Here is a 14,275-nt window from a genome sequence, read left to right as displayed (position 1 = left end):
GTCAGCAATCCTTCAGTTTTTCAGCGGCTTCTTCGACCGCTTCCTCGGCCTCGTGACTGGCAATCAACCCGTCCATCCGACCGCGCCAGATGGCGATGCCGGCCATGACGAAACGGATCAGCAGAAGTCCGGTCGCGAGGGGGAGAATGAAATAGGGAACGAGCCGCGGGATCTTCTCGTAGCGCTCGCCCGCATTGAAGACGTCCTGCAGCCAGTCGAGCGGACGGATGCCGAAGAATTCCGGCATCGGCGTATCCTCGGTCTCATACCAGCCCTTTTCCCGAAAATCCGTTTCGAAGCCGAGCGGGAACCAGCGTCCCTCGGTCGCGGGGAGATTCGCGAAATTGGCCCAGTAGTCCCAGGCGCCCTTGAACAGCAGGAACGCGTAGAAGATGCAGACCGCGGCGGCAACCAGCGCGACGACCCGGCGCGTGCCGGGGGCGAAGCCGTTGGTCAGCACGTCGACGCCGAGATGGGACCGGGTCTTGACGGCATAGGCGGCGCCGAGCAGGACCAGCCAGCCGAAAAGGAAAACCGTGACCTCGAGCGCCCAGAGGATGCCGCTGTCGAAGACGTAGCGCGCAATCACGTTGGCGAAGGTGATCAGGGTCATCGCACCGAGGATCGCTGCGGTCGTCAGCTCCTCGATACGGTCCGAGAGAATCTTGTTGGTCATCGGGACAGCTCCAAAAAACGCGCGGTGCGGGGGTGACCGCACCGCGCAACAAGGCGAACTGGCCTTGTTTAGGGAACCGGTGCCTTAGTTGGTCAGGCTGTTCGCGGCCTGCGCGGCGGCGATGTTGTCGGAGCCGACATCTTTCTCGAATTTGGCCCAGACCGGCTTCATCACCTCGACCCAGGCGGCGCGCTGGTCGGCGGTCAGGGTGCGGACGGTGCCGCCGGCCTTGATCACGGACTGCTTGGCTGCTTCGTTGACCGCGGTGGATTCCTTGTTCCGCGCGTCGGTGACCTCGGCGACGATCTTCAGGAACTGCTCGCGCACGTCCGGCTTCAGGCTGTCGAGCCAGTCGACGGAAGTGACCAGCAGATAGTCGATGATGCCGTGGTTGGTTTCCGTGATGCCGTCCTGCACTTCGAAGAACTTCTTGCCGAAGATGTTGGACCAGGTGTTTTCCTGACCGTCGACGACGCCCTGCTGGAGTGCGCCATAGACCTCGGAGAAGGCCATTTTCTGCGGCGTGCCGCCGATCGCTTCCATCTGCGCGACGAGAACGTCGGACGACTGGACGCGGAACTTAAGGCCGTTGGCGTCGGCCGGCATCAGCAGCGGCTTGTTGGCAGACATCTGCTTCATGCCGTTGTGCCAGTAGGCGAGGCCCTGCAGGCCGCGGCGCTGCATGCTGTCGAGCATCTTCTGGCCGGCATCGGAGCTCTGGTAGGCATCGACGGCGGCGACGTTCTTGAACATGAACGGCAGGTCGAAGATGCGGAACTGCTTGGTGAACTTCTCGAACTTGGAGAGCGACGGGGCAGCGAGCTGAACGTCGCCCTGCAGCATGGCCTCGAGGACCTTGTTGTCGTTGTAGAGCGTCGAGTTCGGGAAGACCTCCATGCAGGCCTTGCCGTTCATCTCCGTGTTGACCCGCTCGGCGAGCAGGGACGCGGCGATCCCTTTCGGGTGCTTGTCGGTATTGGTGACGTGGCTGAACTTGATGACCACTTCGCCGTCATCGCAGTTGGCGTAGGCAACGCCGGGCGCAATAAGGGCGGCGGCCGCCAGGGCGGCGGCGACGAACTTCTTCATGATGTCCTCCCAAAGACACATGCGGTTGAATCCGCGATGGCCTTAGCAGAGTTTTTCGATGAAAACTCGGCAATCACGAACTCGGAAAAAAATTTTTCCGTTTAAAATCATGAAACTAAATTGTGAGCGAATGTCTCTATCGTGTTTTTGTCCGAAAGTTCGGACAAATTATCTTGTAGTTCCTGCATGCTTCTTCGTAGGTAAGCGCACGTCATTCCGATGATCGGACAGCATGTCTCGAAACAAGACAATCGCCGCAACCATTCTCGCGATCTATGCGCTTGCCGCTCTTTTTGCCGGGTGGTCGGTCTATCGCTATTCCTATCTCGCAAATCTGGAACAGTTGGAGGAAACCGGACGGATCCGGCTTCAGCAGGCGAGTGTCCGCCTGATGGGGCAGCTTGCGAGCTATACCTACCTGATCAATCTGCTCGCCGATCATCCCGCGGTCGTCAGCGGCGTTCTTGGTGGCGGCATTCCGCCGGAGACCGGCGATCTGCTCGAGCAATCGGTGCTGACATACGGAGCGGACGGCATCGTGGTCACGGATGCCGGCGGACGCGTGGTCGCGGCCTCCTCGCCGGACCGGGAGCAGCTGCCGGTCAGTCTTCCGTTGTTGCGGGCGGCGCTCAACGGACGGCTCGGTCTGGAGACAGTCCTCGACGGACAGCGACGCCTGTTCCGCCTGAGCCGCGGCGTGATCGACGGCAGGGCTCCGGCGATCGGAGCGATCTTCGTGACGATCGACGTGGCATCGCTTGAGTTCGAGTGGGAGGTCGACCCGGAGGCGGTCTGCTTCTTCGACCGCGCGCAGATCGTGTTCGCCTCGACGCGTCAGTCCCTGCTGATGCGACAGGACATGGGCCCGCATGCCGCGTCTCCCGGGCTCCGGCCGTTTCCGGAACACGAGCTCCGCCGGGACGGCGATTTCGAGATCTGGGAATTCGCTGGCGCCGAGGCGTTGCCTGAGCAGGCGCTCGTGGTCTCGCGCGCCATTCCGCAACTCGATATGACGGCGCGCGGATTTCTGGATACCGCTCCGGCCCGGATGACGGCTTTGCTCCGTGGTCTGCTTACGGCCTCTGTTCTGGGCGTCGTCGGCCTTGCCGGTCTCATCCTTGCACTCTGGCGCCGGCGGATGGCAGACCGCCTGGCGATCGAGACAGCGGCCAATGCGCGGCTGGAGGAACGGGTGGAACAGCGTACGTCCGAACTGCGGATGGCGCAGGATCAGCTGGTGCAGGCCTCGAAACTCTCCGCGCTCGGGGAAATGTCCGCCGGCATCAGCCACGAACTCAATCAGCCGCTGGCCGCGATTATGAATTTTGCCGAGAACGGCATGAAGCTTATCGATCGGGACCGCCCGGATAAGGCAGCGGACAATCTCGGCGAGATCGCACGGCAAGTGCAGCGGATGGACCGGATCATCCGGAATCTCAGGAGCTTCGCGCGCAACGAAGCCGAGATCGTCGAACCCGTAGACCTCGCGGCGGCCGTCGAGCACGCGCTTGCGCTGACACGCGCGTCGCTCGAGAAAGCCGGGATCGAGGTTTCCTGGCGCGCTCCATGGCAACCGGTTTGCGTCCTCGGCGGAGAGGTTCGCCTGCAGCAGGTCGTGGTCAATATTCTCTCGAACGCGCAGGACGCCCTCGTCGATGCGGAGGAAAAGCTCATTTCCGTCGAGATCGAGACTGACGGTGCGGATGCCGTGCTCAGGATTTCCGATACCGGTCCCGGCATTCCGGATCCGTCCCGGGTGTTCGAGCCTTTCTATACGACAAAGGAGCTCGGTGCCTCCAAAGGGCTCGGTTTGGGTCTTTCTATTTCCTATGGGCTGGTCGGCAGTTTCGGCGGTGAGCTTTCCTGCGCCAACCGGGAGGAGGGCGGCGCGGTCTTCACCATCCGTCTTCCTCTTGCGGACGAGGCGAATCCATGAGCGGACAGGTGCTCCTGATCGAGGATGACGACGCGCTGCGCGCATCGCTGGCACAGACTCTGGAACTGGCGGATATGAGCGTCATTTCCACGGTCGGATATGTTCAGGCCAAGCGCAGCATCCGGGCGAATTTTCCCGGCGTGATTCTTTCCGACATCCGGATGCCGCATCAGGATGGGTTCGATGTCCTGACAGCCGCGAGGAGCGCCGACCCGGATCTGCCGGTCATTCTGCTGACCGGCCACAGCGACGTGCCCACCGCGATGCGCGCGATGAAGGAAGGGGCCTACGAGTATCTCGAGAAACCGGTCGGTACGGAACGCCTGGTCGATGTCGTCAGCCGCGCGGTCGCGCATCGCCAACTTGTTCTCAAGTCCAGGCGTATCGAGCGCGCGCTTGAACAGAGCGACGCGGCCGCCCGGAGTTTTCCCGGCTCCGGGCCGGTTTCCAGTGCGCTCCGGACAGCTCTGCGCCGCGTCGCGGCAGCCAGCTCCCACGTGCATCTTTACGGGCCGAAAGGTACGGGCCGCAAGGAGGCCGCCTTTGCCATCAACGCGCTCTCACCGGAACCGCGCGTTTTCCGGACGCTCAATCTGATCACGGCATCGGAAGACGCCGTGCGGCGTCTCGCTGGAGCAGAGGGGGCGGGATGGGATCTGTCGCTGAAGAATGTGGAGCACGCGACGCCACGACAGATCGAGGATCTTCAGTCTCTGTTGAATTCGGATCCGGCGTTGCGCCTGATCTCGTCTTCGGTGTTGCCGCTGTCCGAACTCGAAGGGCTCGGTCTCGGGGAAGACGGAAGCACGGTGGTCGAGATCCGTTTCCCGACATTGGACGAGCGGCGGGAAGACCTGCCGGAGATATTCGAGAATCTCCTGCGTCTGGCAATTCGCGGCCTGGATACCGATATGCCGGAGGTTCCGGCCTCGGTGTTCACGGAGCTCTTGACGCGGACATGGCCGGGCAACCTTCCGGAACTGAGGGAACACGCGACGACCTACGCGCTCGGTTCCCGCGTGCAGAGTGACGGAGCCGGTCAACGGACCCTTGCGGAGCAGATCGACGCGTTCGAGAAGATGGTTCTGTCCGAAACCCTGAAAAAGGTCGGCGGCAAGGCAGCGGAAGCAGCCAGGCTTCTTGGTCTTCCCCGCAATACCTTCTACGACCGCTTGGCCCGGTTCGGACTCTCGCCGAGGGATTTCCGCCGGTCCTGAGGGGCCGGGACAAAAAAAGCCATCCCCGCCGGATGACGGGGATGGCTCCGATAAATCGCCGTGGCGCCGAGATCAGATAAAGACCCAGCCGGTTGCTTCTGAAAGCGCGGTCTTTGTGACGCCGATGACCGTCACGCTGCCGCCGTCGGAGAAGGTGACCGTGGTATTGCCGCCGCTCTCCGTCGCGGAACTGACTCCGAGGCCGGCCTCGAGGGCCAGCGTATCTGTCCCGGCCGCGAAATCGTTGACGGTATCGTTCCCGCCGCCGAACTCGAAGACGAAGACGTCCGCGCCCTCGCCGCCGACAAGGGTATCGTCGCCCTTGTTGCCGGCCAGCAGATCGTTCCCGGCATTGCCGGAGAGCACGTCATTGCCTTGACCGCCATAAAGCGTGTCGTTTCCGAGATTGCCAAACAGACTGTCATTGCCGGAATTGCCGTAGACAAAGTCGTTGTCCTGGCCGCCATAGACCAGGTCATCGTTCTCGCCGCCGGAGACGGTATCGTCGCCCTTGTTGCCGTAGACGACGTCGTTGTCGTTGTCGCCCTTGACGGTATCGCTGTCCTGGCCACCGTAGAGCGTATCCATGCCCCCGCCGCCGAAGACGGAGTCGATACCCTGGTTGCCATAGACGATGTCCTCGCCCCAGCCCGAACCGACGGTGTCGTTGCCACCGCCTCCGGCTAGCGTGTCATCCTCGGCGCCGCAGGAGATGAACTGCGTGGAATTGTCGCCGACGACGTAGTTCTGACCGGCTCCGCCCGTGACGGTTGCGTTGCCGACGATTGCCGCGAACTCGATATTGTCGAGCTTCAGGGTCGATCCGGTCGGAAGGCCGGTCGTGTTGATGATGAAGGCCTCGCTGCCGCTTGACGATTGTCCCGTCAGCTCGACGGTCTGTGCTGATCCTCCGGTACTCGAGAAGGTGATGGACCGAACATCGAGGGTCGCGCCGGCCGAGTTGGCGAGGAAGGTCTGTCCGTGACCATCGAGGAAACTTTGCGACGATGCCACGGGCTCCGTCGCCTGGATTTCACCTCTCAGGGTGGTCCCGGCAACGGCCGAGCTCTGCGCAGCGGCAGTTCCGGAGTTCGTAAGGGAAATGCCTGTCGGTAGCGTCACGGTCACGACATTGCCGTTGCCGGTATTCTCGACCAACGCACCGGTCGCGCTGCCGCCGGTATTGTTCACCAGCGTGCGGCCCGTCGTCGTTCCGGCGACGTCGCCGGTGGTCTGCTCCGTGACCGTCAGCGCGCTTCCCGAACTGCCCGAGGAGCCTCCCGAGGACCCGCTGCTTGCCGCGCTGAAGGTCAGTTCTGTCGTGGAGCCGTTAAGCACCGCGTTGATCGTCAACGATCCGGGACTGCCGCCGATATTGAGCGTCTGCCCTGAGCCAAGATCGATCGTACTGCCGAGCGTCGTGCCGTTCAGCGAGGTCAGATCGGTACTGGTGATCTGGATCATGTCGCCGATTTCAATATCGCCGATCGTGTCACCGTTGAAGTGGGAAGCGGTGCCGGAGAAGGTGTCGTTGCCGGCGCCGCCGAACATCGTGTCGGCCTGACCGCCGCCGCGCAGCAGATCGTTGCCATCCTCGCCATAGAGCAGATCGGTGCCGCTGAAGCCCGAAATGGTGTCGCTACCGATGCCGCCATAGAGGGTGTCTTCACCATCGCCGCCGGAAATCGTGTCCGTTCCGGAGCCACCGTAAACGATGTCGTTGCCTTTGCCGCCCCACAACCAATCGTTACCGGCATCGCCGTACACAAGGTCGTTGCCGGAACTGCCGGCCGCCGTGTCGTTTCCGTCACCGCCGTAGAGGGTGTCGATCCCGTCGGCGCCGGACAATTGGTCGTTACCGGCGTCGCCGAAAATCAGGTCGTTGCCGGTGACGCCATAGGCGAAATCGTTGCCGGCGCCGCCATAGACCGTATCGTCGCCACCGTCCGCATAGAGCGTGTCGTTGCCGTCGTCGCCGTAGAGAAGGTCGTTGCCGTCGAGGGCACTGATCGTGTCGTTGCCGGCCAGAGCCGAGATCGTGTCATCGCCGGTCGTCGTCGCCGGGGTCGTCGAACCGTGGAACAGATCGTTTCCCGTCGTCCCGGTAATATCGGCGAGATGATGGGGATAGGCCGCGATCGCGGCCGCTGCGAACGGCAGCATCGATGTCGTCAGGCCGTCCAGTTTCCAGCGGCTCTCCCCATCCGGTGCGCGGCCGACGAAATCGCGGCTGGCGTGAACGGGAACGCCGAGAGTAGCCTGCAGGCGCCCGGTCAGGCTCTCGCCGGCTGCGTCGGCGCCGGTATGGCAGCCGTGCAGGGCGATGAGGGAGAGCGGTACGGTGCGCAGCGTGGCGGCGATGTGATCGACGCTTTCGGCATCCAGATGCAAATCGTCGACGGAGATCTCGCCCGGCGCACCATGGCCGACCAGGTGGAGAGCGGCCAGCCGCCCGGTCTCGAGCCGGATCGTGGTCAGCGCGCAGCGGATGCGCTCGAGGGTCGCGCCGTTTCCGTCGCGCAGGAGGCGCACATTGTCGGGCAGCTCACGAAGCAGAACCCCACGGTCTGCTACGTCAGATGCCACGACCAGCAGCGCCGGCGCGACCGTTGCGCCGAGATCCGCTGCGGAGGAGCGGGACGGGGCGAGATGGGTATCGAACATGCCCATTTTTGCTTCCTTCGTGTTTTCCGATCGCGCGTGCCGCGCGAATTCGGGCCGAATCGCTCCGTCCGGTCAGGACCGGTTTGACTCGTCTGTTGGGTTTGATGTGCCGTGGGCGACTATGTCGCCTAGCTTCTGGGGGGTAAACTATAGGGTAATCGTTAAAAAATTATTATCCGAAAAATCATTGACTTATAGGATGTGGTTAATTTTTTTAATATATTGAAAAAAACATCTTATGGTTTATTGAAGGGTATTCGGTTGGAAAATAAAATAAAAATTTATCGACCTGGCGTGGGCGGCTCCTTGTCCTTCTTGGTCCAGCCGATGATCCAGATTGCCGGAAAAACCCAGAGAAAGCCGGCCAGTGGATAAAAGATCAGTTCGGCCAGCCAATGCTCCGGTAGATAGTGGTTGGCGAAAGTGACTGCGGCCGCGATATACGCGATCAATCCCGAAATAATCGTTAATCCGCCGAGTGCAGTACGCCAACGCATGGCCGCCTCCGAAAATCTGTAATGGCTGCGGATAGGCGGCATCCGGTGCGGCTGTCAACCGTCGCCGATCGATTAAAACGAGATGAATTCTCTGAAACCCGACATGCAACCATCCTAAAACCGGCGCCTGTGTCGCGCAGAAGCGAGACCGGGACTGTGCCTGCGGCTTAAGGCGTGCCGGAAGAATGCGCATCGACCCGCAGAAAGCTTTTATTTCATGACCGTGCTCGGCCACCCGATCGTTGCCCTAATGATCTCCGTCGCGTTTCTCTGGAGCGCGAACGGGCTGTTCCACAGCCTGCTCGGCCTGCGCATGAGCCAGGAGGGGTTCGACACGACCGTCGCGGGTATGGTCGCGTCGTCCTACTTCGTCGGCCAGCTTCTTGGCGCAGCGATCTGCGGCCGCATCATTGAGAGCGTCGGTCATGTCCGCTCCTTTGCCGCGTTTGCCTCGGTCATCTCGGCCTGTGCGGTCGCGCATGCGATCTTCGTCGATCCGTTCTTCTGGGGCGCGTTGCGCTTCGCGACCGGCATCTGCATCGCCGGCGCCCTGATGGTCGCGGAAAGCTGGCTGAATGGCGCGGTGACGAATTCCAACCGCGGACAGATGCTCTCGATCTATATCGTGGTGATGTATTTCGGCATGGCCGCCGGACAGCAGATCCTGAACGTCTCGCCGCCGACCAGTTTCATTCTCTACAGCGTCGCCTCGATCCTGTTTTCGCTCGCGCTGGTGCCGCTGTCGCTCGCGTCCAGGGCAACGGCCGGCGAGCTGACGCCGTCGCGGCTGAGTCTCAGGGAACTGTTCCGGATCTCGCCGCTCGGGCTCATCTGCGCTTTCGCCAGCGGTGCGCTCGGGGCGGCGATCATGGGGCTTGGCCCGATCTTCGGGAACCAGATCGGTCTGTCGATTGCCGACATCGCCACGATGATGTCGGTCTCCATGTTCGGTGGATTGCTGCTGCAATATCCGATCGGCAAGCTCTCGGACTATTTCGACCGTCGTACGGTGATCACCGTGGCGCTTTTCGCCGTCGCCGCCGTGTCCTTCGCCATAGCTGTGTCCTTCGATGGAGGATGGTGGATGTTCCTCGGCCTGATGGTGGTCTATGGCGGACTGAATTTCGCGCTCTATCCGCTCGCGATCAGCCATGTGAACGACCATGTCGAGGCGAGCGATCTGGTGCCGGCCTCCGCGGGCATCCTGATCGCGGCGAGCCTCGGATCCTCCATCGGCCCGGTTGCCGGCGCGTTCCTGATGGACCAGGTGGGACCGGGCGGGCTGTTTCATTTCAGCGCGCTCATCGGTGGAGCGGTCGGGCTTTTCGCCGTCTACCGGATGCTTCGCCGTGCGGCGCCGACGATGGAGGAGCAGGGCCCCTACGTCGCCTATGCCCGGACCTCCGCGCTTGCCGCCGAGCTGGATCCGCGGGGCGAGGTCATCGAGGAGGTCGAGCCGAACGTCATGGACGAGACTCCGCCGAAGGATTTCTCCTACGAGGAGATCATCGACTCCGCCGTCGAGGGCGAAGCCGAGGAGCTGGTTCAGGCGAAGTCTTCGCCGTAATAGAGCGTCGCCACGTGCTTCGCCTCGGCGAAGAACAGCCAGCGCTCGAGCACCACCCCGATGCTCCCCGATATGGCGGCGATCAGGGCGAGGCCGCCTGCGATCGTGCCGGTGCCGGGAACGGACATCAGGACAGCGAGTACCGCGACCGGGATCAGAAACCCGAACAAGGCGGTGAATTGCCGGAGCCGGGCGGCGTGCTTGCGGCCGATCCGGTAACCCATCTCACGCATGACGTAAGTCTCGGAGGTCGTCGGACCCTCGAGGAGGCGCACATGTCCGAGCGCGCCCAGCCCTGTCGCACTGCCGGATGTCGCGGTGGCGCCGGCGCGGTCTGACGACGCCCAGTAACGCCACTTGATCGCGGCGGAGAGCAGAACAGCCGTCAGGACGGGAAGCGCAGCGGACGGGACATCCTCTCCGGCGAGTGCTGTCAGCGGAAGCATCCAGAGACCGCCGCTGGCCAGGGCCAGGACGAGATAGCCCGGCACGGTGTATCCGGAATACCAGCGGGGGATCGTCTTGAGGCTGCGATAGATCATGGCCGTGCAATAGACGGTGATCAGCGCCAGCGATGCTGCGGCGAGTCCGGCGATGGCCCACGCTCCGTCGATCCGGCCGAAAACAAGCCATCCGCCGGCGAATATCAGTGCCGGTACGTAGGTCAGGATCGCCATCACGCCTTCGCGCGAGAGCCAGGAGCTGCGCCATTGGCTGAGCGCGCGCCAGGCGCGTTCCGGATGACCGAGATGGAAGGTCGAACTGAGCAGGCCGGCCGTGACCAGTCCGAGCGAAAGCGGCAGGCCGATCCAGCCGATGACGGGATCGGCATTGCCGGTGAGCGCGGCATGCAGCGCGAGCCAGACGAGCAGGCCGTAGCCGGCGCCCGAGGCCGTGGTGAAGAAAATGACGGAAAGTGCTGGATGCATGGCGCGGGCCTCAGCGGGAGAGCATCTGGTCGAGCCAGCCGAGCAGACCCGTGGCGCCGGCGGTCGATTCAGTCGAAGGGACTTTGTCCGCCAGATCGGCAAGACGCTCCGGCGCCCCGATATCGGCGGCCTCGGTGCGGCGCGGGCGCGGCGGGAGGTAGCGGTTGACCGGCTTGTAGCCCATCTCCGGCATCAGCTCGTAGCCGCCCCGGGCCTCGACCAGTCGCGAGACGTCGGACGTCGGATCTCCCAGATCGCCGTAATGCCGCGCACCGGCCGGGCAGGTGGAGACGCAGGCCGGGACGCGGTCCCGTTCTTCAAGGTTCTCGTTGTAGATCTTGTCGACGCAGAGCGTGCATTTCTTCATCACGCCCTCGGTCTTGTCGTACTCCCGCGCGCCGTAGGGGCAGGCCCAGGAGCAGAGCTTACAGCCGATGCAGAGGTCGGCATTGACCAGGACGATACCGTCCTCCGCGCGCTTGTAGGAGGCACCGGTCGGGCAGACGGTGACGCAGTCCGGCGTCTCGCAATGCAGGCAGGAGCGCGGGAAATGAACGGTGCGCGCGTCTTCGCCTTCACCCGCCTCGTAGGTGTGGATGCGGTTGAACCAGACGCCCCAGGCGCCTTCGTCGCCGTCTTCCTCTTCGTCCGCGCTATAGGCGTTCCAGTCGGTCAGCGGCGCGGAATGGCCGCCGGTGTTCCATTCCTTGCAGTTCACCGCGCAGGCATGACAGCCCACGCAGATATCGAGATCGATGACGAGGCCGAGCTTCTTGCCCGTCGTTTCGGTCGGGAGCGAGGTCATCGGCTGCGCCTCCCGCGGAACTGCAGCGGCCCTTTCGGACGCGCGACGCTGGAGGGATTGCCGAGCTCGGGGAACTGCGGCTCGGAAACGGATCCGGGCCGGTCCGGCTCCGCCTTCTCGATCCGGATGCGCAGGTCGTACCAGGCCGCCTGTCCGGTCACCGGATCGGCATTGGCGTAGCGGTACCCGTCGCCGCGCGCCGGCAGCAGTTCGGAGATCACGTGGTTCAGCAGGAAGCCCTTGGTCGCCTCCGGCGCGTCCTTGCCGAGGTTCCAGGCCCCGCGACGCTTGCCGATGGCGTTCCAGGTCCAGGCGGTGTCCGGATTGACGCCTTCCATCAGCTTCACCGGTACCTTGATGCGGCCGTGATGGGAGGTGACATAGACCCAGTCGCCGTCGGCGACGCCGAGACTCTCGGCGCGCTCCCGGTTCATGAAGAGCGGGTTCTTGCCGTGCAGCTGACGCAGCCAGGCATTCTGCGAGCCCCAGGAATGATACATCGCCGCCGGGCGCTGGGTGATCGCGTGCATCGGGAAGCTGGCCGTGTCGACCTCGCTCTCCTCGAACGGCTGGTACCAGATCGGCAGCGGGTCGAAAGTGCGCTTCAGCCGCTCGCGGTCTTTCTCGGGGGGCTGGAGGTCCCCGTGCCCCTCGGCGGCCAGGCGGAAGCGCTGCAGCGGCTCGACATAGAGCTGAAGGATGACCTGGTTCGGCGCGCCGATGAAGCCGAGCTTCGTCGCGGTCTCCAGATAAGCCTTGTTGGAATGCTTGTAATAACGCTCTTCCGGCGCGAACTCGTGGCGCCAGAAGCACTCGTTCTCGATATAGCGCTGTAGCTGGTTAGGGTTCGGCGCACCCTTGCCGCCTTCGGTGCCGTCCGCGCCCCGCCAGCCGGCGAGCGGGCCGACGCCCGGCGCGCGCTCGTGATTGGCGATATAGTCCGGATAGCCGCCCGGATATCTCGCCGAGCCGTCTTCCTTCGTCAGGCCGGGCAGGCCGAGGCGGACACCGAGCTCGATCAGCACCTCCTGGAACGGCCGCACGTCGCGGTCGAGAGGCACGACAGGCTGGCGGATCGAGTCCGCGGCGCCGTCCGCATCGCAGATCGGCCGGTCGAGCAGCGAGATGCAGTCCCAGCGCTCGAGATAGGTCGTGTCGGGCAGGACGAGATCGGCATAGGCCACCATCTCGGAGGCATAGGCGTCGGAATAGATGATCCGCGGGATCCTGTACTCGCCGGTCGCGGGATCCTTGTCGGTCAGCTTTTCCATGGTGCCCTTGGAATTCATCGTCGAATTCCAGGACATGTTGGCCATGTACATGAAGAGCGTGTCGATCGGATAGGGATCCTGCGCCCAGGCATTGTGGATGACCATGTGCATCATGCCGTGCACGGCCATCGGCGCTTCCCAGGAGAAGGCCTTGTCGATCCGCGCGGGGCTGCCGTCCTCGTGAACCAGAAGATCCTCCGGCCCCATCGGGAAGCCGAGCGGCGGGCCCGCCATAGGGGTTTCCGGTTTCACCTGGTCCGGACGGCCGACCGGTTTCAGCGGCGGCGGGCAGGGGCGCGGGAAGGGCGGCTTGTAACGGAAGCCGCCCGGGCAATCGATGCTGCCGAGCAGCATCTGCAACACATGCAGCGCGCGGCAGGTATGGAAGCCGTTGGAATGGGCCGAGATGCCGCGCATCGCATGCATAGCGACCGGGCGGCCGGTCATCTTCTCATGCCGCCGTCCGGCCCAGTCGGTCCAGGGCACATCGAGGGTGATTTCCTGCTCGAAGGCGGCATGCGCGAGTTCGGCGGCGAGACGCTTGATGGTCTCCGCCTTCAGCCCGCATTCCTTCGCCACCGTATCTGGCGCGTAGGCCGGGTCGATATAGCGCTCGGCCAGCAGCTTGAAGGACGGGACGGCCTTACGACCGTCCGGCAGCACATGGTCACCGGAGAGGTCCGGCGTGATATCGGTGTCGAGCGCGGAGACGATGGTTCCGCTCTTCTTGTCGAACGCTAGCGGCCGACCCTCGGAATCGCGCGCGAAAAGACCGTGCTCGCCGCCACCCGGATCCTGGATCACCAGCCAGGGCGCGTTGGTGTAGCGGACGAGGTACTGCAGGTCGACCTTGCCCGCGCGCAGCAACTCGTGGACCAGCGAAAGGATCAGCAGCCCGTCCGTGCCGGGGCGGATGCCGACCCATTCGTCGGCGATGGCGGAATAGCCGGTCTTCACCGGATTGACCGAGACGAACTTGGCGCCCCGCGTCTTCAGCTTCCCAAGGCCGATCTTGATCGGGTTCGAATCGTGATCCTCGGCGACGCCGAACATCATGAAATATTTGGTGTGCTCCCAGTCGGGCTCGCCGAATTCCCAGAACGAGCCGCCGATGGAATAGAGTCCGGCGGCCGCCATGTTCACCGAACAGAACCCACCGTGCGCGGCGTGGTTCGGGGTGCCGAACTGGCTTGCCCACCAGCCGGTCAGCGACTGCGACTGGTCGCGGCCGGTAAAGAAGGCGAGCTTGCGAGGATCGCTCTTGCGGATGTCGCCGAGCCAGCCTGCGGCAGTCGCAAGGGCCTCTTCCCACTCGACCTCGCGAAACTCGCCGCTGCCGCGTTCGCCGACCCGCATCAGCGGTTTGGTCAGCCGGGCGGGCGAATAGTGCTGCATGATCCCGGCGGAGCCCTTGGCGCAGAGCACCCCCTTGTTCACCGGGTGGTTCCTGTTGCCCTCGATATAGCGGACGGTGCCGTCGCGCAGATGCACCTTGATGCCGCAGCGGCAGGCGCACATGTAGCAGGTCGTGAACTTGGTCTCGTCGGATACCGGCGGCGATGTCTCGACAGTCTCAACAACCGTTTCGAACGGGTTGATGCTCATTCTCTCTCCGGGGCGGGAC

At 63.5% G+C, this 14,275-nt stretch carries 10 protein-coding genes; 3 read left to right on the top strand and 7 right to left on the bottom strand.

Features of this window, described 5'->3' with window-relative positions; genetic code table 11:
• Position 1: 1 nt before the first annotated feature.
• Both IG122_RS07920 and IG122_RS07915 read right to left on the bottom strand, forming a co-directional pair.
• Positions 2 to 676 carry a TRAP transporter small permease gene (locus IG122_RS07920; protein WP_193182207.1) on the bottom strand — a complete coding sequence of 225 codons (675 nt, stop codon included), beginning with the start codon at positions 674 to 676 and terminating at the stop codon, positions 2 to 4.
• A gap of 84 nt (positions 677 to 760) precedes the next feature.
• Positions 761 to 1,765, bottom strand: a complete 1,005-nt coding sequence (locus IG122_RS07915; RefSeq protein WP_193182205.1) for a DctP family TRAP transporter solute-binding subunit — start codon at positions 1,763 to 1,765, stop codon at positions 761 to 763.
• 232 nt (positions 1,766 to 1,997) lie between these two features.
• Here IG122_RS07915 and IG122_RS07910 point away from each other — a divergent pair, with 232 nt between their 5' ends.
• Entirely contained in the window at positions 1,998 to 3,701 is a 1,704-nt protein-coding gene (locus IG122_RS07910) for a sensor histidine kinase (protein WP_193182203.1), read from the top strand.
• Positions 3,698 to 4,918, top strand: a complete 1,221-nt coding sequence (locus IG122_RS07905; protein ID WP_193182202.1) for a sigma-54-dependent transcriptional regulator — start codon at positions 3,698 to 3,700, stop codon at positions 4,916 to 4,918. The genes IG122_RS07910 and IG122_RS07905 overlap by 4 nt, the downstream gene beginning before the upstream one ends.
• A 72-nt stretch (positions 4,919 to 4,990) precedes the next feature.
• On the opposite strand, the gene IG122_RS07900 is transcribed toward IG122_RS07905, so the two are convergent.
• Positions 4,991 to 7,588 (bottom strand): DUF4347 domain-containing protein, encoded by a 2,598-nt coding sequence (locus IG122_RS07900; RefSeq protein WP_193182200.1) that lies wholly within the window; start codon positions 7,586 to 7,588, stop codon positions 4,991 to 4,993.
• A gap of 275 nt (positions 7,589 to 7,863) precedes the next feature.
• Positions 7,864 to 8,079 carry a DUF2842 domain-containing protein gene (locus IG122_RS07895; RefSeq protein WP_193182198.1) on the bottom strand — a complete coding sequence of 72 codons (216 nt, stop codon included), beginning with the start codon at positions 8,077 to 8,079 and terminating at the stop codon, positions 7,864 to 7,866.
• A 217-nt stretch (positions 8,080 to 8,296) separates the two neighbouring features.
• Here IG122_RS07895 and IG122_RS07890 point away from each other — a divergent pair, with 217 nt between their 5' ends.
• On the top strand, positions 8,297 to 9,646 hold the full coding sequence (locus IG122_RS07890) for an MFS transporter (RefSeq protein ID WP_193182197.1): 1,350 nt from the start codon (positions 8,297 to 8,299) through the stop codon (positions 9,644 to 9,646).
• Here the strand turns inward: IG122_RS07890 and IG122_RS07885 are convergent.
• The 3 genes from IG122_RS07885 to IG122_RS07875 are packed head-to-tail and all read right to left on the bottom strand — an operon-like array spanning position 9,625 to position 14,256.
• Positions 9,625 to 10,575, bottom strand: a complete 951-nt coding sequence (locus IG122_RS07885) for a dimethyl sulfoxide reductase anchor subunit family protein (RefSeq protein ID WP_193182195.1) — start codon at positions 10,573 to 10,575, stop codon at positions 9,625 to 9,627. The genes IG122_RS07890 and IG122_RS07885 overlap by 22 nt on opposite strands.
• A gap of 10 nt (positions 10,576 to 10,585) precedes the next feature.
• On the bottom strand, positions 10,586 to 11,380 hold the full coding sequence (locus tag IG122_RS07880) for a 4Fe-4S dicluster domain-containing protein (protein WP_193182193.1): 795 nt from the start codon (positions 11,378 to 11,380) through the stop codon (positions 10,586 to 10,588).
• Positions 11,377 to 14,256, bottom strand: a complete 2,880-nt coding sequence (locus tag IG122_RS07875; protein ID WP_193182192.1) for a molybdopterin oxidoreductase family protein — start codon at positions 14,254 to 14,256, stop codon at positions 11,377 to 11,379. Before IG122_RS07875 ends, IG122_RS07880 begins: the two co-directional genes overlap by 4 nt.
• Positions 14,257 to 14,275: the final 19 nt, after the last annotated feature.

The sequence above is a fragment of the Nisaea sediminum genome, assembly GCF_014904705.1.
GTDB lineage: Bacteria > Pseudomonadota > Alphaproteobacteria > Thalassobaculales > Thalassobaculaceae > Nisaea > Nisaea sediminum.
The sequence above is the reverse complement of the archived record's forward strand: the minus strand, read 5'-3'. Positions and strand labels throughout refer to the sequence as shown.